Origin of the sequence: Actinomadura sp. GTD37 (assembly GCF_041951365.1) — a bacterium.
Taxonomy (GTDB): domain Bacteria; phylum Actinomycetota; class Actinomycetes; order Streptosporangiales; family Streptosporangiaceae; genus Spirillospora.
In genome coordinates, this window is record NZ_JBGNUS010000006.1 from 490,682 (window position 1) to 509,993 (window position 19,312).

The 19,312-nt window shown below is 75.9% G+C and carries 17 protein-coding genes; 9 read left to right on the top strand and 8 right to left on the bottom strand.

Translation table 11 applies throughout. The features are described from left to right. The first annotated feature begins 30 nt into the window (after positions 1–30). Together ACA511_RS29815 and ACA511_RS29820 are read left to right on the top strand one after the other, a co-directional pair. Positions 31–597 (top strand): GNAT family N-acetyltransferase, encoded by a 567-nt coding sequence (locus ACA511_RS29815; RefSeq protein WP_375027964.1) that lies wholly within the window; start codon positions 31–33, stop codon positions 595–597. Between the two features lie 147 nt (positions 598–744). Continuing rightward, on the top strand, positions 745–1,779 hold the full coding sequence (locus tag ACA511_RS29820) for an alpha/beta hydrolase (protein WP_375027965.1): 1,035 nt from the start codon (positions 745–747) through the stop codon (positions 1,777–1,779). A gap of 107 nt (positions 1,780–1,886) precedes the next feature. Here the strand turns inward: ACA511_RS29820 and ACA511_RS29825 are convergent, their stop codons facing one another. The 3 genes from ACA511_RS29825 to ACA511_RS29835 all read right to left on the bottom strand — a co-directional run bounded on the left by ACA511_RS29825 (position 1,887) and on the right by ACA511_RS29835 (position 5,598). Continuing rightward, positions 1,887–3,719, bottom strand: a complete 1,833-nt coding sequence (locus ACA511_RS29825) for a glycoside hydrolase family 3 protein (protein WP_375027966.1) — start codon at positions 3,717–3,719, stop codon at positions 1,887–1,889. A 125-nt stretch (positions 3,720–3,844) separates the two neighbouring features. Continuing rightward, on the bottom strand, positions 3,845–5,044 hold the full coding sequence (locus ACA511_RS29830) for an AI-2E family transporter (RefSeq protein WP_375027967.1): 1,200 nt from the start codon (positions 5,042–5,044) through the stop codon (positions 3,845–3,847). A gap of 182 nt (positions 5,045–5,226) precedes the next feature. Further along, a complete protein-coding gene (locus tag ACA511_RS29835; protein ID WP_375027968.1) occupies positions 5,227–5,598 on the bottom strand; it encodes a YybH family protein in 372 nt (123 codons plus the stop codon). Positions 5,599–5,761: 163 nt separating this feature from the next. On the opposite strand from ACA511_RS29835, the gene ACA511_RS29840 reads away from it, so the two are divergent. Further along, positions 5,762–6,202: an acyl-CoA thioesterase gene (locus ACA511_RS29840; protein ID WP_375027969.1), complete on the top strand. Its 441-nt coding sequence runs from the start codon at positions 5,762–5,764 to the stop codon at positions 6,200–6,202. Here the strand turns inward: ACA511_RS29840 and ACA511_RS29845 are convergent. Continuing rightward, on the bottom strand, positions 6,157–7,155 hold the full coding sequence (locus ACA511_RS29845) for a DMT family transporter (RefSeq protein ID WP_375027970.1): 999 nt from the start codon (positions 7,153–7,155) through the stop codon (positions 6,157–6,159). The genes ACA511_RS29840 and ACA511_RS29845 overlap by 46 nt on opposite strands. A 199-nt stretch (positions 7,156–7,354) precedes the next feature. Here ACA511_RS29845 and ACA511_RS29850 point away from each other — a divergent pair, with 199 nt between their 5' ends. Both ACA511_RS29850 and ACA511_RS29855 read left to right on the top strand, forming a co-directional pair. Beyond that, positions 7,355–10,204 carry a hypothetical protein gene (locus ACA511_RS29850; RefSeq protein ID WP_375027971.1) on the top strand — a complete coding sequence of 950 codons (2,850 nt, stop codon included), beginning with the start codon at positions 7,355–7,357 and terminating at the stop codon, positions 10,202–10,204. 95 nt (positions 10,205–10,299) lie between these two features. After that, the gene (locus tag ACA511_RS29855) at positions 10,300–11,433 is read left to right on the top strand and encodes a helix-turn-helix transcriptional regulator (protein ID WP_375027972.1); all 1,134 of its coding nucleotides are present in this window, start codon (positions 10,300–10,302) and stop codon (positions 11,431–11,433) included. A 22-nt stretch (positions 11,434–11,455) separates the two neighbouring features. Here the strand turns inward: ACA511_RS29855 and ACA511_RS29860 are convergent, their stop codons facing one another. The 3 genes from ACA511_RS29860 to ACA511_RS29870 form a co-directional block, all read right to left on the bottom strand. After that, on the bottom strand, positions 11,456–11,965 hold the full coding sequence (locus tag ACA511_RS29860; RefSeq protein ID WP_375027973.1) for an ATP-binding protein: 510 nt from the start codon (positions 11,963–11,965) through the stop codon (positions 11,456–11,458). 426 nt (positions 11,966–12,391) lie between these two features. Continuing rightward, positions 12,392–12,589 carry a DUF3040 domain-containing protein gene (locus tag ACA511_RS29865; protein WP_375027974.1) on the bottom strand — a complete coding sequence of 66 codons (198 nt, stop codon included), beginning with the start codon at positions 12,587–12,589 and terminating at the stop codon, positions 12,392–12,394. A gap of 57 nt (positions 12,590–12,646) precedes the next feature. After that, positions 12,647–14,227 (bottom strand): glycoside hydrolase family 10 protein, encoded by a 1,581-nt coding sequence (locus ACA511_RS29870; protein WP_375027975.1) that lies wholly within the window; start codon positions 14,225–14,227, stop codon positions 12,647–12,649. 212 nt (positions 14,228–14,439) lie between these two features. On the opposite strand from ACA511_RS29870, the gene ACA511_RS29875 reads away from it, so the two are divergent. After that, positions 14,440–15,462, top strand: coding sequence for an Rv2578c family radical SAM protein (locus ACA511_RS29875; protein WP_375027976.1), 1,023 nt, complete (start codon positions 14,440–14,442; stop codon positions 15,460–15,462). A gap of 107 nt (positions 15,463–15,569) precedes the next feature. On the opposite strand, the gene ACA511_RS29880 is transcribed toward ACA511_RS29875, so the two are convergent. Continuing rightward, positions 15,570–16,370, bottom strand: a complete 801-nt coding sequence (locus tag ACA511_RS29880; protein ID WP_375027977.1) for an SDR family NAD(P)-dependent oxidoreductase — start codon at positions 16,368–16,370, stop codon at positions 15,570–15,572. Between the two features lie 84 nt (positions 16,371–16,454). Here ACA511_RS29880 and ACA511_RS29885 point away from each other — a divergent pair, with 84 nt between their 5' ends. From ACA511_RS29885 to ACA511_RS29895, 3 genes are all read left to right on the top strand, one after another. Further along, positions 16,455–17,132, top strand: coding sequence for a spermidine synthase (locus tag ACA511_RS29885; RefSeq protein WP_375027978.1), 678 nt, complete (start codon positions 16,455–16,457; stop codon positions 17,130–17,132). Positions 17,133–17,255: 123 nt separating this feature from the next. Beyond that, on the top strand, positions 17,256–17,843 hold the full coding sequence (locus tag ACA511_RS29890; protein WP_375027979.1) for a biotin transporter BioY: 588 nt from the start codon (positions 17,256–17,258) through the stop codon (positions 17,841–17,843). Positions 17,844–18,064: 221 nt separating this feature from the next. Continuing rightward, positions 18,065–19,300 (top strand): isochorismate synthase MenF, encoded by a 1,236-nt coding sequence (locus ACA511_RS29895; RefSeq protein WP_375027980.1) that lies wholly within the window; start codon positions 18,065–18,067, stop codon positions 19,298–19,300. Positions 19,301–19,312 lie beyond the last annotated feature (12 nt).

Sequence of the window (19,312 nt, forward strand, 5' to 3'; positions counted from 1 at the left end):
CACGGCGGGCACGGTGAATAGGATCACCGCATGCTCCGTCCCGCGTACCCGATCGAGACCGAGCGGCTCGACCTGCGTCCGTTCCACGAGGGCGACCTCGAGGGCCTGTACGCCTACCAGTCCCTGCCGGAGGTGGCGCGCTTCCTGTACTGGGAGCCGCGGTCGCTGGACGAGTCCCGGTCGTTCCTGAAGCAGAAGATGAACGCCTCCACCGTCGAGAAGGAGGGCGACTGGCTCGTCCTGGCGGTGGTGTGGCGCGAGACCGGCGACCTGATCGGCGAGGTGAACCTGCAGTACCGCAGCCGGGAGCACCGGCAGGGCGAGATCGGCTACATCTTCAACCCGGCCTTCCACGGCCGGGGGTTCGCCACCGAGGCCGCCGAGGTCGTGCTGCGGCTGGGGTTCGAGGGCCTGGACCTGCACCGCGTGTGCGGGCGGCTGGACGGCCGCAACGCCGCGTCCGCGCGGGTCCTGGAGCGGCTCGGGATGCGCCGCGAGGCGCACCTGGTGCAGAACGAGATCGTCAAGGGCGAGTGGAGCGACGAGGTCGTCTACGCGATGCTGCGCCGCGAGTGGGACGCCCGTCCCGCCTCCTGAACCGGTCCCGCGCCCGAATGACTCACTTCTCCACAACGCCGCGCGCGTTTCTTGTTACCGTCCCATGTAGATCGTTTTCGCCGAGGCGAGGACACTCTCCCGGAGTCGCGCGGCCACGGGGGTCGGGCCTGACCGCGAGGTGAGCAGATGACACCCTCCGTCCGCCGTCGTTCACGCAGGATCAACGGGCGGCGGTCGCTGGCGTCCGGCGCGATCGGCGTCGTCCTGGTCGCCGGGCTCGGCGGGCTGGGCGCGGGGCCGGCGCAGGCGAAGGCGGGGCCGGTCAAGGCCGACGACGGCGCGCGCGTCACGGCGGAGAAGAAGGTCGGCGCCCGCGAGGTCGACATCACCATCGCCTCGCCCGCGCTCGGCAAGTCGGTGAAGACGCGCATCCTGCTGCCGGCGAACTGGACGCGGGACTCCACGGCGACGTGGCCGGTCCTGTACGCCTTCCACGGCGGCCAGGACGACTACACCTCGTGGACGAAGAACTCCGACATCGAGGCGTGGGCCGCCAAGTACAACGTCATCGTCGTCATGCCCGAGGGCGAGAACGGCTCCTACACCGACTGGTACAACTACGGCAAGGGCGGGTCGCCCAAGTGGGAGACCTTCCACACCGCCGAGGTGCGCCAGCTGATGGAGCGCAACTACCACGCGGGGGCGCTGCGCGCGGCGATCGGGAACTCCTCGGGCGGGGCGGGCGCGATGGCGTACGCGGCGCGGCATCCGGGGCTGTTCAAGTACGCGGCGTCGCTGAGCGGGATCCTGTCGATGCGGTCGATCGGGATGCCGGCGATGCTGATGTTCACCAACGCGGGCAACGGGCAGGACCCGTTCGCGATCTGGGGCATCCCGTGGGCCGACGACGCGAACTGGCAGGCGCACGACCCGTACACGCTGGCGCCCAAGCTGCGCGGCACGGGGCTGTTCTTCTCCGCCGGGACGACGGGCCGTCCGGGGGCGGGCGACCCGAACGTGGCGCCGTGGGACATCGGCCTGCTGAGCGAGATCGCGGTCGGCGCGAACAACAAGGACTTCCAGAAGCGGCTGGACGAGCTGAAGATCCCCTACACGGCGCACATCTACGGCGACGGCCGCCACAACTGGCCGGCGTGGGTGCGCGAGACGCGGTTCGTCTGGCCGGCGCTGATGAAGTCGATCGGCGCCCGGCAGGCGTGACGCGCGGCTGACCGGGTGGGAGCGGACCCGGCCCGGTCCGGGGGCGGCCGCGGCTGCCGTTCCCGGACCGGGCCGCCGGCTCCGGCGTCCCGCCCGCCGGCGGCGGTTCAATAGCTCAGGCCGTGCCCGAACGGGTAGAGGACGGCGCCGGGGTCGTCGCGGACGGGGATGGCGACGGGCAGCCGCCCGCGCGGGTCCAGCTCTCCGAACAGGACGGCGGCCGCCGACCGCAGTGCCTCGGCGGTGTAGGAGTAGGTGGCGAGGTAGGTGGTCGCCCCGGGGAACCAGGCGATGTCGTAGGGGTCGCGGACGGCGATGACGACGACGGGTGTCCCGGTGGCGACGAGGGCGTTGACGAGGTTCATCTGGCCGGGCCCGTTGTGGCCGGGTTCGTCCTTGACGTCCCAGGCGCGGTTGGTGACGGCGATGACGAGGTCCCGGCCGCGTGCGGCGGCGGCGGCCTCGTCGATCTGCGCCGGGCCGGGGTCGATGCCGGTCTCCCGGACGGTGGCGGTGGCGCCGCGCCGGGCCGTCTCGGCGCCGATCGTCGCGGTGGCGGCGGCGCCCCAGCCGGTGACGAGGACGTCGCGGGGGCCGGGCCGCAGCGGCAGCACTCCGGCGTCGTCGCGGACCAGGGTGGTGGTGCGGTCGGCGGCGCGCTGCGCGGCGGCCAGGTGCGCGGGGGTCCCGACGGTCTCGCCGACGCGGGACTCGTCGGCGTAGGGGTCGCGGAACAGGCCGCGCCTGCGCTTGAGGTCCAGGATCCGGTACACCGAGGCGTCGATGCGCCGCTCGGTGAGCTCCCCGGTCCGGACGGCGTCGACGACGGCGGCGAGCTGGCGGGGGAACACGCCGGCTCCGTTGGCGTCCGCGGGCGGTTTGAGCAGGACGTCCGCGCCGGCCTTGAGGGCGAGGACGGGGATGTTCTCGTCGCCGTACTTGTCGCGGACGCCCTGCATGTCGAGCGCGTCGGTGACGACGACGCCGCGGTAGTGCAGCCGGTCGCGCAGGATGCCGGTGAGGATGGGCCGCGACAGGGTGGCGGGGTCGCCGGAGGGGTCCAGCGACGGGACGACGATGTGCGCGGTCATGATCGCCTCGGCGCCGTGGGCGATCGCGGCGCGGAACGGCGGCAGGTCGAGGCGTTCCCATTCGGCGCGGGTGTGGTCGATGCGGGGGACGCCGGTGTGGCTGTCGGCGGCGGTGTCGCCGTGGCCGGGGAAGTGCTTGACGGTGGCGGTCACTCCCCCGGCCCGGTATCCGCCGATCTGCGCGGTGACCATGGACGACACCAGGGCGGGGTCGGAGCCGAAGGACCGGACGCCGATGACGGGGTTGGCGGGGTCGACGTTGACGTCGGCGTCGGGGGCGTAGTCCTGGTCGACGCCGACGGCGCGCAGTTCCCGCCCGGTGATGCGGGCCAGGGCGCGGGCGTCTCCGGTGCGGCGCCCGGCGGCCAGCGCCATCGCGCCGGGCGATTGGGTGGCGGGCGGCTGCACGCGGGCGACGATGCCGCCCTCCTGGTCGGTGGCGATCGTGGCGGGGACGCGGTGCGGCTGGGCTGCGGCGGCGCGCTGGATGCCGTTGGAGAACGCGGCGAGCTGCCGCGGGTCCCGGACGTTGTCGCCGTAGTAGATGAATCCGCCGGGGCGGTAGCGGGCGACGACCTGCGCGGCGTTGTCGACCCCGTACAGCCTCCGGTTGGCGGCGACGGCGGCGGGCTCGGCGGTGTCGGCGGAGGTGCCGTGGATCTGCAGGACGAACAGCTGGGCGGCCTTCTCCTCCAGCGTCATGGAGTCCAGGATCCGCAGCAGTGCGGGGTCGTTCCCGGGCGTGTCGCCGGCGGCGTGCGCGGCGGGGGCGCCGGCGCCGGTGCCGGCGAGCGCCGCGGCGGTGAGGCCGGCGAGCCACCGGCGGCGGCGCGTGCGGGGACGGTTCATGTCGGCTCCCTCCGCCTCCCCCGACCATCTGATGATCATGCTTTCTGCACGGTAGCGCCGGGCGGCGCCGCCGTCCACGGCAATGCTCGACGACACCCCGGGCGCCGCCGCCGGGGCAGCGTCGGTCAGTTGCGGCGCAGCCAGCGCCACCAGCGGGCGCCGGGCGGGTCCGGCACGGTCAGCGGATGCTCCTGGACGTCGTAGCGGCGGATGTAGGCGCCGGCGAACGCCTGGAGGCTGGCGCCGAGCGGGACGCCGAGCAGGATCCCGACGGGCCCGGCGACGGCGGCGCCGGCCAGGACGAGCCCGAACGCGACCGCGGGGTGCATGTCCAGGGTGCGGGCGGTGATGCGCGGTTGCAGCAGGTAGTTCTCCAGCTGCTGGTAGGCGAGGATGAACAGGAACATCCACAGCGCCGTCGCCGGGGACACCGTCAGCGCGATCAGGACGGGGACGGCGCCCGCCAGGTAGGTGCCGATGGCGGGGATGAACTGCGACACCACGCCCACCCACACCGCCAGGATCGCCGCGTACGGGACGCCGAGCCAGGCCATGGCGGCGTAGTGGGCGATGCCGGAGATGAGGGCGAGCAGCCCCCGCGAGTAGATGTAGCCGCCGGTCTTGTCGACGGCGATCTCCCAGGCGCGCAGGACGGCGCGCTGGCGGCCTGGGGGCAGCAGGGAGCAGACCGTCCGGCGGAACCGGGGTCCCTCGGCCGACAGGTAGAAGGTGAACAGCAGGACGCCGAGGCCCTTGAAGACGACGCCGAACGCGGTGGCGCCGATCCCCCACACGTTCTGCGCGAGCGACGACAGGTGCCGCGACAGGGCGCCGGTGACGGTGGGCAGCCGCTGGAACACGGTGTCCTGGGACAGGTTGGTCCCGAACGTGGCGTTGACCCAGGCGATGACCTGCCGCACGTGCCCGGGGAATCCCTCGATGAGGTGGGAGGCCTGGGCGGCCAGCAGCGACCCGATGCCGCCGAGGAACCCGGCGGCCAGCGCGCCGACGACCACGAACATCAGCGCGGTCGCGGCGCCGCGCCGCCACCCGTGCCGGGCCAGCCGGTTCACGGCCGGCTCGATCGCGAACGCCAGGAACAGCGAGATGAGCAGGAGCAGCAGCAGTTCCCGCAGCCGTTCCAGCAGCCACAGCCCGGCCATGAACGCCAGGACGACCACGCCCGCCAGGACGAACGCCTTCGGCAGCCACGGCGGCATCCGGCCGGGCGCGGCGGCGTGCGCGGCGGGGTGCGGTGCGTCGGGGGCGTCGGGCGGGACGTCGGCGGGCGCGTAGGCGGAGGTGTCGCCGGGCGTCTGCGGCATGCCCGCACGCTAACGGCCGCGCGGCCGCGGGCCGGGCGCCCCGCCCGGCGGCGGGGGCAACTTTTGCCGACCCTTCAGCCCGCGGCGGGATCTCCGGGGAGGAGGCCGGGCGGGGCCGGCTTCACCGGGACGATCGGGACCGCGGCCGCTGCCGGTGGCGCGTGGTCTAGGCGGTGCGTGGTCTAGGCGGTGCGGCCGGGCGGGAGGAACTCGGGCTGGTCCAGGACGCGCAGCCAGCCGCCGTCGGGCTGGCGGCGGACGACCTGGGCGCGGGCCCCCGCGCCGTCCCGGGGCGGGGTGGCGGTGAGCGCGAGGTCGCCGCTGATCAGGGTCGGCAGCGGCTCCTCGGGTTCGAAGCGGGGCCGGGCGGCCAGGACCTTCTCCCACAGGGCGCGGATCGCGTCCCGTCCGACGGTCTGGGAGCCGGGCGGGTAGGCCAGGACCGCGTCCTCTTCGTAGAGGGCGGCGACGCCGGCCGCGTCGCCGGCGTTGGAGCGCTCGACGAACAGGCGGGTGATGTCCTCGGGCCGCATGGCCTTCTCGTATCGCGTCATGGCCTTCTCCTTGTTCGGACGCCGTCGTGGGGCCGGGGTGCCCCGCGTCCCATCGTGGCCGCCGCACCCTCAGAAGTCCAAGAGATGGATGTTCTCGCTACCAGAAGCAACGCTTATGGACAGGTGGGGAGGCGCGTGCGCGGGATGCGGCAGTATGCCGGGCATGGGTGATGTTTTCGCGCATCGGCTGCGGGTGCGGTACAGCGAGTGCGACCAGCAGGGCGTGGTGTTCAACGGCCACTACCTGTTCTTCTACGACGTGGCGCTGACGGAGATGTGGCGGGCGCTGTTCGGCGAGTACGCCGACATGGTGGAGCAGGGGTACGACCTGGTGGTGGCGGAGGCGCGGATCCGCTTCCGGGAGGGCGCGCGGTTCGACGACCTGCTGGACGTGTCGATGCCGGTGGCGCACCTGGGGACGACGAGCATGGTCGTGCGCCCGGTGTTCCGGGTGGGCGGGCGCCTCATCGCCGACGGGGAGGTGCGGCACGTGTTCATCGACCCGGCGTCCAAGGCCAAGAAGGAGATGCCGCCCCGGGTGCGGTCGGTTCTGGAGCCCTACCTGGACGCCGCGGGGCAGGCCGCCGGATCCGCGCCCGCCTGACCGCCGGGCGGGGGCGGGCGGCCGCCGGGGGCGGGGCGCGCGGGGGTGGCGCGCTGGGCGATGTAGGCGCCGGTCAGCACGATCGCGCCGCCGGTCATCTGCACCGGGGTGAGGCGCTCGCCGAGCACCGCCCAGGCGATGAGCGCGGCGGCGACGGCCTCGGTGTAGCAGATCGCGGCGCCGACCTGCGCCGTCAGCCGCTGCAGGCCCGCGACGCCCGCGAGGTAGGCGAGGACGGTGCTGACGATCCCGATCCAGGCGACGAGGGCCCAGCCGGGCGCGGTGAGCCCGGCGACGGGGACCCGCGCGGGCAGCACGTCCCACGGCAGCGCCCACGGGGCGGCGGGCGCGGTGAGCGCGAGCGCGGCGACGACGCTGCCGGCGGAGGTGATGGCGAGGGGGTCGACCCGCCCGGCGAGCCGGTCGACGATGAGGAAGTACCCGGCCTGGCACGCCGCGGCGCCCAGGCCGGCGGCCAGCCCGACCGGGTCCAGCGACAGGCCCGTCCACACCCGCACGACCAGCGCCAGCCCGGCCATGGCGATCGCGACGCCCGCGGCGGCGGTGCGGTGCACGGGGACGCGGCGCACCAGCCGCAGCCATCCGAGCACGATGACGGGCCCGCTGAACTCCAGCAGGATCGCCACGCCCACCGGCAGCCGGGACGCGGCGACGAAGTAGAACGCCTGGCAGCCGGCGACGGCGGTCAGCCCGTACACGACCAGGGCGCGGGCGTGGCGGCGCAGTCCGCGCAGCGCCGCGCGGCCCCGCAGGACCGCGGCGAGCGGGACCAGGACCAGCGCGGCGACGGTGATCCGCAGCCACACCGCCTGCAGCGGGCCGAGCCCGGCCTCGATGAGCGCCTTGCCGAACGGCCCGGACGCGCCGAAGCACACCGAGGAGAACACCGCGAGGCCGAGGCCCGTCCCGCGGGCGCGCGCCGCGCCGTCCATCGCCACTCCCGCCGCACGGTCCGCCCGCCCCCGCGGCGAGCTAATGAGCATCCTTCCATAACAGTCCTTACATGCCGAGGGGTGGAGACCGGCCCGCGACCGCCCCGCCGATCCCGCCGAACGAATCGGCCGGATGATTTCGGAAGAGCGGTCTCGCGCGATGCCGGACGGGACGCGCCGGGCGACTACTATTCGCCGGATGAGCTGGCAGGCGGCCGGGGCGGGGCCCGGCGGAACCGGAGGCGGCCCGAGCGGCGACCTGTTCGCCGCGGTCGAGGGCAACATGCGCGAGCTGGTGGCCTCCCCGTGGTGGCAGACCGCCCAGCCCGCCGACCGCGCGGCGCAGGTCGCCGCGCGGATGCTGTGGGGCGCCGGCGAATGGTGGCTCTACGGCGCGTGGGGCCGCTGGTACCGGTGCGGCCTGGACGGCGCCTGGCACCCCTGCCCGCCCCCGGCCGAGCCCGCCGACCGCCGCGCCGCCGTCCCCGCGCCGCGCGGCGCGGGCACCCCGCCCGTCCCGCCGCAGCTGTTCCCCACCGGCCCCGACCTGGCGGCCGGGCGCGTGGCGCCGCTGGGGTTCCTCGGGCCGGTCCCCGACACCGCCGTCGTGGCGCGCATCTCCCAGGCCCTCACCACCGCGCTGGCGGTCGACCCGCAGCAGTTCGCCCAGCGCGACCCCATGTTCCAGCCCGGCACGCCCAGCACCGTCGCCGCCGCGTGGGGCGCGCTGCTGTGGTGCGCCGGGTCCCCGGTGGCGCTGACCGAGCATCCGCTGATCGAGTCGTTCATCCCGTTCCTGACCACCTCCGCCGACCGGCTGCACTGGATGATGCCGCCCGACTTCGCCACCCTGGCCGGCTACTACGTGCACCGCCTGGGCGCCGGCGACGGCGGCGGCGCCGCCCACGTCGCCCGCGTCATGTACGAGGTCGCCGCCGGGCTCCAGGCCGATCCCCGGTTCCGGCCCGGCGCCGACGCCCTCGCCGCCGTGACGGCCGCGTCGCTGCGGATGGTCAACCAGGACATGGCCACCGTCCGGTACGGGCCCGACGCCGTCCTGCAGGAGTGGCGGCGCCGCTGCCCCGCCGAGTACGCCACCCCGATGCTCCGCGACACCGCGCCCGGCGAGTACCTGCGCCTCGCCCTGTACGACCTGCAGCAGATCGTCGCGGGGCTCACCGGGCCCCGCCCGGCCGCGCCCGGCCGCGGCCACGACGAGGTCCGCCGCGCCGGCATCGCGGTGCTGGCCGCCGACCTGCAGGCCGCGCCGGGCGCGCTGCCGGCGCTGCAGCGCTGGCTGGACCCCGACGGCGCCCGCACCCTGCAGTCGGTCCTGGGCGACCCGGCCAGCCCGCTGCGGTCGCTGTGGCCGCGCGACGGCCGGCTCCCCGACGCGCTGCGCGGCGACGACGCCGATGCCCTCGCCGCGCTGCTGTCCACCACCTACACCCTGGGGCTGACGTGGTGCCGGCTGGCGCAGGTCCCGCCGCCGGCGAGCGGGTTCGCGGTGCCGCAGGCCGTCGCCGCGGAGCTGACGTCCCCGGCGATGCACAGCCCGCCGTCCACCGACGAGCTGTCGGCGTGGGACATCATCAAGGCCGCCCGCGCCCACATGGCCGCCGAGCGCGCCGCGTCCGGCGCCGACCGGCCGGTCGCGCCGGTGCCCGAGCCGCCGCAGGACGCGCCGGGCCCGCCGCCCGCCGTGGCGCCCGCCCCGCCGCCGGCGGCGCCCGAACCCCCGCTCGAGCCCCCGCCCGCCGCGCCGGAGCCGCCCCGCCGCGCGCAGCCCGCGCCTCCCCCGGCGCCTTCCCCGGTTCCCGCGCCGGCGCCGCCGGCCGACCCGTTCGCCGCCGACGCCCCGCCGCCGCGGATCGCGCCCCCGCCCCCGCCCGGGTCTCCCCCGCCGGCCGCCCCGGAGCCGGCGCCGCGCCCGGACGCGACGACCACCGACGCGGCCGCCGCCGGGCGGCCGCCCGCCCCGGCGCACTACCCGCCCCCGGCCCCCGACCCGGTGTGGCCGGTGGAGCCGCAGCGCACGCAGCTGGACACCGACGCGTTCAAGACCCAGCTCGACCCCGGCCCGGCGTGGCCCGGCGCCGCCGCCCCCGCGCCGCCCGTCCCGCCGCCCGCGAGGGAACCGGGCCCGGCGCCGGGCGCGCCGCCCGCGCCGGCCCCGCACGCGGACCTGCCGCCCCCGCCGGCGCCGGTGCCCGAGCCGACGCCCCCGCCGCCGCCCGCCGCCGGTCCCGACCCGGACCCGCGGGTCGCCGAGGCGTACGGGATCCGGTTCCTGTGCGGCGCCGACGACATCGAGCGCGTGGTCACCGAGGTGCGGCGGCGCGGCAAGTGGGCGCGGCGGCTGCGCGGGCAGGAGGTGTCGAGCGCGTCGGCGCCCGCGCTGCTGCTGATCGGCGCGCCCTCCAGCGGGCAGCGGCGGCTGGCCCGGATGGTCGCCCGCGCGCTGGCGGAGGTGGAGGCCTCCAGCGGCGAGGTCCACTCCGTCCACGCCGAGGACCTTCGCGAGCACGGCCCCGACGGGCTGCGCGCCGCGCTGGGGGACCACGCGGGCCACGTGCTGCTCCTGGACGGCCTCGACGGCCTGATCCTGGACGAGGCCGACGGCGCCGCGTACGCGTCCGTCCTGTACCGGACGCGGCTGGAGGGCGTCAACGACACCGCGCTGCTCGGCACGTGCGAGCCGGACCGCGTCGGGGAGCTGTCGGCGGCGTCGCCGGAGCTGACCGCCGACCTGCGCGCGGTGCGGCTGCCGGACCTGTCCGGCGCGGACGCGCGCGCCGCGCTGCTGCGGCTGCTGGCCGAGGAGCGCGGCCTGCGGCTCGGCCCGGACGCGCGGGCGGTGGCGGCCCGCGAGGCGGGGGCGCTGCGCCCGCGCGGGCGGCTGGCCGGCGCCCGGCTCGTGGAGGCCTACCTGGACCGGGCCGCGACGCGGCATCTGGGGAGCGCGGACGCGACGCAGGCGATCGGGGGCACGCTGTCGCTGACGGCGGGCGACTTCGAGGGCCTGGCGGCGGAGCTGTCCGGCCGCTGACCGCGGCCCCCGCGCGGGCCCGGTTCCCTTGCGGGTAAGGGTTTTGGGTCCCCGCGGCGCGGTGCGATGGCGGCGCCGCGGGTCACGATGGGGGCGTGGATCGCGTAGACCGGCTGCTGGCGGTGGTCGCCGAGCTGCGGGCGGCCGCCCCCGAGCCGCTGGACGCGGCGGCCCTCGCGGCGCGCCTGGGCGTCAGCGGGCGGACCGTGCGCCGCGACCTGGAGCTGCTCGCGCACGGCGGGCTGCCGGTGCGGGCCGAGCAGGGCCGCGGCTACGTCCTGCCCGAGCCGCCGGAGCCGGCGCCGCTGGGCGAGGCGGGGTCGCTGGTGGGCCCGGTGCGGGGCACCCTCGCCGAGGCGGTCCGCACCCGCCGCGTCGTGCGGCTGGCCTACACCGGCCGGGCGGGGGCGCGGACCTTCCGGGACGTGGAGGCGCACGGCCTGGTCGTCGCGCCCTACGGGGAGTACCTGGTGGGGTGGTGCCGGATGCGGGACGGGCCGCGGATGTTCCGGGTGGACCGGATCGGCGCGGCGTTCCTGTCGGGGCGGGGCGCGGAGGTCCGGGACCTGGACGGGCTGCTGGCGGCGCTGCGGGTGCCGGTGCCGCGCCCGCCGGCGGAGCCGGGCCGGCGGGGTCCGGCGGATCCGGAGCGGGCCCGCGCGTGGACGCTGGACCGGCTGGAGTCCGTGCGGTCGCGGCTGCGCGACGCGGCCGCCGAGGCGCGCCGCCCGGCGCGGCCGGGCGGGGGCGCGGGCGCGGCGGCGCTGCGCGCGGTGCTGGGGCATCTGGCGGAGTGGACGCGCTGGCAGGCGGCGGCGATCCGGTCGGCGGCGACGGGCGAGGAGCCGGCGCCGGCGGGGCGGCGTCCGGCGTTCCCGCCGGTGTTCGACCGGGAGTCGCCGTTCGACGCGCGGGAGCGGATGATCCAGGACGCGATGGCGCCGCGGTCGCTGGGCGAGGTGGCGCGCGACCTGCAGGAGGTGCTGGAGTCGGTGGGGCACTGGGCGGCGGGCTGCGACGACGCGCTGTGGTCGGCGGAGCTGCCCGATCCGCGTCCCGGCGGCCCGCCGGGTCCGCCGCGTCCGCTGGCGGACCTGCTGGCGGGCTGGCGCGGCCCGCTCGCCCATGTCGAGTGGCATCTGGACCGCCTCACCGACGAGCCGCCGCCCCCGCCGGGCGGCGACGAGGAGGAGGCGTGGGTCGTCGACCGCTGCCCTCTGCAGGCGTGACCCCGCCCGGGGGTCCGCCGGGTCAGGGCGCGGGCGGGCCGTCCGGTTCGGGCCGCCGGGGCGCGGGCACCGCGCCGTCGCCGGGCGCCGCGGTGTCCCCTGTGGTGTCCGCGGGCGCGGTGGTGACGCGGCGGGTGAACCAGACGGTCTTGCCGGGGGGCCGCGGGCGGGCGCCGAAGGCGGTGGCGAGGGCGGCGACCAGGAGCAGGCCGCGGCCGGCCTCGGACCAGTCCAGGACGCGGGGCGGCCCGCCGGGGACGGCGGGCGCCGCGGGGTGGGCGTCGCTCACCTCGGCGGTGAGCAGTGCCCCGTCCAGGCGCAGGGCGAGGCGGACGGGGCCGGTGCCGTGCACGACGGCGTTGGTGACGAGTTCGTCGACCATGAGGACGATGTCGGCGGGGTCCGTGACGTGCCAGTCGCGCAGGGTCCTGGCGGTGAGGTCGCGGGCGCGGGACGCGGCGTGGGCCTGGGCGGGCAGGTCCCACGCCGCGTCCGGGCCGCCGCCGTCCGCTCCGTCCGCGGCGTTTCCCATGCGGTGGTGCGTCGCGGTCCGTGCGGGGCGTGCGGTTCCGGTCCCCGTGGTCGGCATGGCTTGGTCCCCCGGTTTCGTGCGGTTCGAGCGCGCGGTCATAGTCAGGGACGCGTGCGGCGCCGGGGCGGTGCACGGGTGCAGGGAAGCCTCACCGGGGGGTGAGGTGAACGCCACTCGCGGGGTGGCGGTGGAGGAGGCACCCGCCGGGAGCCGTTACAGTGGACGGGTCGGTGTGGCATGTGTCCCCCGGGCTCTACCTGATGCCTTCGGGGAATACCGCCGGTCCCATGCGGTCCGGGCTGGAGCTTCGTTGTGCCTTTCGCCGTGAGGCGACCACCACACCGGCATGAACGCCGAGGCCCCGGCGAGATCGTTTTCTCGCCGGGGCCTCGGCGTTCGCGTGTCGGTGGCGGGGACGGACGGGCGTTACAGGACGGCGGCCGCGATGCCGGCTGCTACCGCGGCCAGGACGATGATGACGGCGGCGGTGAGGACGACGATGCGGGCGCGGCGCCCGCGGGGGGTGCCGAGGCGGGCGAGGCGCTGGGCCAGCCGCGGGTCGTCCTCGCTCAGGCGGACCTCGATCTGCGTGAGGATCCGCTGCTCCTCCATCGACAGCGCCATGCTTCAAACCTCCGGGGGGTGGTCAGGTGACTGATTCCTCCCCCCAGTTCATGATCATTATCCCTTCGGCGCGTTGACCGTTGCGCCGCGTCCGGGGGCGCTCTCGTGGTGGAGGCGGTCCAGGGCGGTGACGTAGTAGGTGTAGGCGCGGCCGGGTTTCGCGGACGGGTCGATGATGCCGCCGCCGCGGACGTCGGCGATGAGGCTGTCGGGGTCGGCGGGGGCGCAGCCGGGGCCGGCGCCGTCGACGCGGTAGACGGCGTAGGACGCGGCGCCCGTGGAGGGCCGCCAGGTGACGCGGACGCCCTTGCCGTCGGGGGCGGCGGTGGTGCCGTGGACGGGCGGGGGCGCGGCGCCGTCCTCGCCGGGGCCGGCGGCGACGGGCCGGATCGCGGGGCGGGCGTAGTGGTCGTCGCGCAGGCGGGCGGCGAAGCCGCGGCGGTTGGCGGCGATGTCGGAGGCGCTGAAGAACACGTCGCCGCGGACCTGCGGGTACTTGGCGTTGAGGGTGAGGTGCCGCGACAGTTCGGCGGGGTTCTTCCAGGCGGTGTCGGAGCCGACGCGGTAGGCGGCCTGCCCGATGGTCAGCTGGACGCCGGTGCCCTCGACCTGGGCGGCCCACCAGGCGACGAGCTCGGCGTAGTCGGCGCGGGGGTCGCCGATGGGCCAGTACAGCTGGGGGGTGATGTAGTCGACCCACCCCTTCTTGATCCATTTGCGGGTGTCGGCGTAGATGTCGTCGTAGCTCTGCAGGGCGCGGGTGGGCGATCCGGCGGGGTCGTTGCTCTTGTTGCGCCAGACGCCGAAGGGGCTGATGCCGAACCGCACCCACGGCTTGGCGCCGTGGATCTTCTGCGACAGCGACTCGACGAGGGTGTCGACGTTCTTGCGGCGCCAGTCGCCGCGGTCCATCCCGGCGCCGTGGGCCTTGTAGGCGGCGTCGTCGGGGAAGTCGCCGTCCTCGGGGTAGGGGTAGAAGTAGTCGTCGAAGTGGACGGCGTCGACGTCGTACTTCTGGACGACGTCCATGACGGCCTTGGTGGCGAGGTCGCGGACCTGCGGCAGGCCCGGGTCGTACCACAGGCCCGCCCCGTACTTGCGGACCCAGTCGGGGTGCCGGCGGGCGGGGCTCTTGGGCGACAGCTTCTTCACGTCGTCCTGGCGGGACACGCGGTAGGGGTTGAACCAGGCGTGGAACTCCAGGTTGCGGGCGTGGGCCTCCTTGAGCATGAACGCCAGGACGTCGTAGCCGGGGTCCTTGCCCTGCGTGCCGGTGATCCACTGGGACCACGGCTCGTACGGGGAGTCGTAGAACGCGTCGGAGTTCGGGCGGATCTGGACGAACACGGCGTTCATGTTCATCGCGGCGGCGGTGTCGAGGAGCTCGACGTACCGCTTCTTCTGGCCGGCTGCGGAGCCGCCGCCGTCCCCGGGCCAGTCGATGCCGCCGACGGTGGCGATCCACATGCCGCGCAGCTGCCGGTGCCGCGAGTCTCCGGGTGCGGCGATCTGGGCGCACTCGGCCTTGGCGCCGGGCGGCACGGGCCCGCGGCCGCCGTCGCTCCGCTCCCCGAACGCGGGGATCCCGCACGCGGCGAGCGCGCCCGCCGACACCCCCGCCGTCAACGCCGCCGCCACTGCCCGGATCCTGGATCGCGATGCCATAGCGGCCCATTGTTACGCACCCGTTGCGATGCTCGCGCCAGAACACCGACGCCCGTGTACTCCCTCTCCGTCCTGTTTGCCCTGATCCCTGCCTTGCGATCTTCGAACACACGTTCCATACTGGCGCGACGGCGAATCGTTCACACGTTCGAAATCGGCTCGGAGAAGACCTCGGAGGGGACAGGGTGCGCTGGGACCACCTGCGGCTGGACGCCGAGAGCGGCCCCGAGCCCGGCGCGGCGCAGCCGCTGATCGAGCGGGGCGCCGTCACGCGGACGATCGACACCCCCGAGTTCCGCGGCATGACCTTCTTCGAGATCCGCGCCAGGACCGTCGTCAACAAGGTCCCGGCGGCCTCCCGCGTCCCGTTCCGCTGGACGATCAACCCCTACCGGGGCTGCTCCCACGCCTGCGTCTACTGCTTCGCCCGGAAGACCCACGAATATCTGGACATGGACGCGGGCGCCGATTTCGACTCGCGGATCGTGGTGAAGGTGAACGCCGCCGAGCGCGTCCGGGCGGAGCTGGCGGCGCCGCGGTGGCGCGGCGAGCACATCGCGATGGGCACCAACGTCGACTGCTACCAGCGCGCCGAGGGCCGCTACCGGCTGATGCCGGGCGTCCTCGCGGCGCTGCGGGACGCGGCCAACCCGTTCTCGATCCTCACCAAGGGATCACTGATCCTCCGCGACCTGCCCCTCCTTCAGGAGGCCGCCGCCCGCACCGAGGTGGGCGCCGCGGTGTCGGTCGGGTCGGTCGACACCGACCTGTGGAAGCAGGTCGAACCGGGCACCCCGCCGCCCCGCCGCCGGCTGGAGGTCTGCGCCGCGCTGAACGACGCCGGCGTCGGCTGCGGCGTCCTGATGGGCCCGGTCATGCCCTACCTGTCGGACTCCCCCGCCCAACTGGAGGCCGCGGTCCGGCAGATCGCCGACGCGGGCGCCACGTCGGTGTCGGCGATCACGCTGCACCTGCGCCCCGGCGCCCGCGAGTGGTTCCTCGCCTGGCTGCGCGAGCACCGCCCGGACCTGGTCGTCCCCTACGCGCGCCTGTACCGCGGCGGCGCCTACGCCCCCCGCGACTACCAGGAGGCGATCTCCCGCCGGGTCCGCGACCTGGCCGCCGCGTACGGGATCGGCGGACGCGCGCGGCACCGCCCCGCCCCCGCGCCGCCGCCCGCGCGCCCCCACCAGCTGTCCCTCCTGTGACGGCCCGCACGCGGCCCGCCGCACCCGCCCGCGGAGTCGCCGGGAGGCTGCGGGTGCGGGGTCGGGTTCGGCCGACTCGGCGATGACGCCATCCCGGGCCCACGGTCTCAGCGCAGCGTCGACAGCCCGCCGTCGACGTGCACGACCTGCCCGGTCACATAGGACGCCCGGTCCGACAGCAGGAACACCGCCACGTCGGCGACCTCCCACGCCGTCCCCTGCCGGTGCATCGGGATCAGCCGCGCGACCTGGTCGCGGTTCTGGTTCCCCGCGGAGGCGTCCCGCCCCATCACCGTGTCGATCAGCCCCGGCGCCACCACGTTCGCGCGGACCCCGCGCGGCGCGCCCTCCGCGGCGACGTGCCGCACCAGCCCCTCGAGGCCCGCCTTGGACGCGTCATAGGACGGGGACCGCGACCCCGGCTTCGTCCCCGCCAGCGACCCGACGAACACCAGCGACCCGCCCGCCTCCAGCGCGGGCATCGCCGCCTTGCCGACCAGGAACGGCGCCCGCAGGTTCACGTGCAGGACCCGGTCCCAGTCGGCCAGCGCCGTGCCCGCCAGCCCGTAGCCGATCCCGATCCCGGCGTTGAACACCACCCCGTCCAGCCCGCCCAGGCCCTCCGCCGCCTGCGTCACCACGCGGTCGCACGACGCCGGGTCGGTGACGTCCGCCACCACCGTGCACGCCCGCCCGCCCTCCGCCCCGATCATCGCGGCGGTCTCCCCGGCGGCGCCCTCGTCCACGTCCGCGCACGCCACCGCCGCGCCCTCGCGCGCCGCCGACACCGCGATCGCGCGGCCGTTGCCGACCGGCGCGCCGGGATCGGCGCTGGGCCGCGTCCCCGCGCCGACGACCAGGATCCGGCGTCCGGCCAGCAGCCCGCCGGAGGGGCGAAGATCGGGCATGACCGGCACCGTAGCCGACCGCGCCGCTCCCGCCCAGACCCAAGATCGCCACGGCGGCGGGCGGGCGGCGGCTAAGGTGCGGGCATGGGAACCGCCGCACCCGAACCGGTCGTGATCCAGCGCGCCGCCGGCGCCGGCGGCGAGCTCGTGCTGCGCCGCGCCGGCGCCCACTACGAGATCATCAGCAACGGCGTGTTCCTCATGGACACCCGCAACGGCGAGTCCGAGCGGCTCCTCGTCCGCACCGCCGTCCAGGGACTGGACGGGCCGGTCCGGCTGCTCATCGGCGGCCTCGGCGTCGGGTTCTCCCTCGCCGAGGCCCTCACCCTCCCCGCCGTGACCCGCGTCACCGTCGTCGAACGCGAACCCGCCGTCATCGCCTGGCACGCCGCGCCGCTGCGGCCCTGGTCGCGGGGCGCGCTCGACGACCCTCGCGTCACCGTCCGCCGCGCCGACCTCCTCGACGTCCTCGCCGACCCCGGCACGGGCCGCTTCGACGCCCTCTGCCTGGACATCGACAACGGCCCCGACTGGACCGTCACCCCCGGCAACGCACGCCTCTACGCCCCCTCCGGCCTGGACCTGCTCACCCGCCGGCTCACCGGACGCGGCGTCCTCGCGGTGTGGAGCGCCAACGCCGCACCGGCCTTCGAGGCGCTGCTGCGCGAACGGTTCGCCCAGGTCGGCGTCCACCCCGTGCCGGTGCCGCGCGGCGAACCCGACGTCGTCTACCGCGCCGCGCGGCCGCGCCCCGCCGGATGACCGCCCCGCCCCCGCGCGGCGGCCCGTACAAAGCGGGCCGGGCCGTTTCTGTAGCCCACGTGAACCTCACCGGAACACCAGTTCGCTAAGTTTCGGCCTGACAAAACCATTTTGGGAGGATCTGTGGCTACTGCCCACGCAACCCAGCGGCGCCCCGCCGTCCTGGGCGACCTGCTGCCCGGTTCCCTGGCCCGCGACGCCGCCCTCGTCGCCGGCGCCGCCGCCCTCGTCGGCGTCGCCGCGCAGATCGCCGTCCCGCTGCCCGGCACCCCCGTCCCCGTCACCGGGCAGACCTTCGCCGTCCTGCTCGCCGGCGCCGCCCTCGGCCCCGGCCGCGCCGCCCTCGGCATGCTCGTCTACCTGCTCGCCGGGATCGCGGGCGTCCCCTGGTTCACCGACGGCGCCTCCGGCGCCGGCTTCCCCACCCTCGGCTACGTCATCGGATTCGTGGCAGCAGCAGCAGCCGTCGGACGCCTCGCGCAACTCGGCGGCGACCGCACCCCGCTGCGCACCGTCGGCACCATGCTCGTCGGAACCGTCATCATGTACGCCGCCGGCGTCCCCTACCTGATGGCCTCCCTCGACGTCGACCTCGCCAAGGCGGTCGACCTCGGCATGACGCCGTTCCTCGCCGGCGACGCCCTGAAGGTCCTGCTGGCGGCCGGGCTGCTGCCCGCCGCCTGGAAGCTCACCGGCGCCGCCCGCCGCTGACCCGCACCGCCCACCGCCGTCCCGTCCCCCGTCCCCCGGCCCCCGCGCATGGGGACGGGACGGACGGGCATGCACCAGGCACACCGGCGAACCGCCCACCGCGACACCCGCCGCCAGACCCGCCGGAACGCCCCACCGGACCCGCGGCTGTGGCGCACACCTCACCCCGCACCCCCGCCCCCACCGTTTGAACAGGTTCAAATCTGTCGTACAGTGGCCCTGTGAAGCTCGCCGTGACAGCACCGGACCGACTCACCGTTCGCACCGTCCCGATCCCCGACCCGGGCGACCTCCTCGCGCGGCTTCCGCACCCCTCCGCACTCGCCTGGACCCGCCACGGCCAGGGCATCGTCGGCTGGGGCGAGGCCGCCCGCCTCACCCTCCCCGGCGGCGGCGACCGCTTCACCGACGCCGCCCGCATGCTCACCGACCTCTTCGGCGCCGCCGCCGTCGACGACCCCGTCGCCGTCCCCGGCACCGGCCCCGTCGCCTTCGGCTCCTTCGGCTTCGACCCCAAATCCGGCGACTCCACCCTCATCGTCCCCCGCCGCATCCTCGGCCGCCGCGACGGCCGCGCCTGGCTCACCACCATCGGCGACGACACCGACCCCCTCACCCTCGCCAACCCGCCCCAACCCCCCACCGGCCTGCACTGGAGCGACGGCGCACTCCCCGAACACGACTGGGCCGACGCCGTCGCCACCGCCGTCGACCGCATCCGCGCCGGCCACCTCGGCAAAGTCGTCCTCGCCCGCGACCTCACCGCCCGCGCCACCGCGCCCATCGACGCCCGCGTCCTCCTGCAGCGCCTCGCCGCACGCTTCCCCGCCTGCTACACCTTCTCCTGCGCCGGCCTCGTCGGAGCCACCCCCGAACTCCTCATCCGCCGCACCGGCGACGACATCGAATCCCTCGTCCTCGCCGGCACCACCGCCCGCGGCGCCACCCCCGCCGACGACCACGCCCGCGCCGGCCACCTCTTCGGCTCCGCCAAAGACCGCGAAGAACACCGCTACGCCGCCGAAATGGTCCGCGACGCCCTCACCCCCCTCTGCTCCCACCTCACCGTCCCCGCACAGCCCGAACTCCTCACCCTCCCCAACGTCCTCCACCTCGCCTCCCCCATCCACGGCCGCCTCACCGCCGACCGCTCCGTCCTCGACGTCGTCGCCGCCCTGCACCCCACCCCCGCCGTCTGCGGCACCCCCACCGACACCGCCCTCGACCTCATCCGCGAACTCGAAGGCATGGACCGCGGCCGCTACGCCGGCCCCGTCGGCTGGGTCGACGCACGCGGCGACGGCGAATGGGGCATCGCCCTGCGCTGCGCCGAGATCGACGGCACCCGCGCCCGCCTCTTCGCCGGCTGCGGCATCGTCGCCGACTCCGACCCCGACGCCGAACTCGCCGAAGCCCGCGCCAAATTCCGCCCCATGCAGTACGCCCTCCACGGCTGACCGCCCCCACAC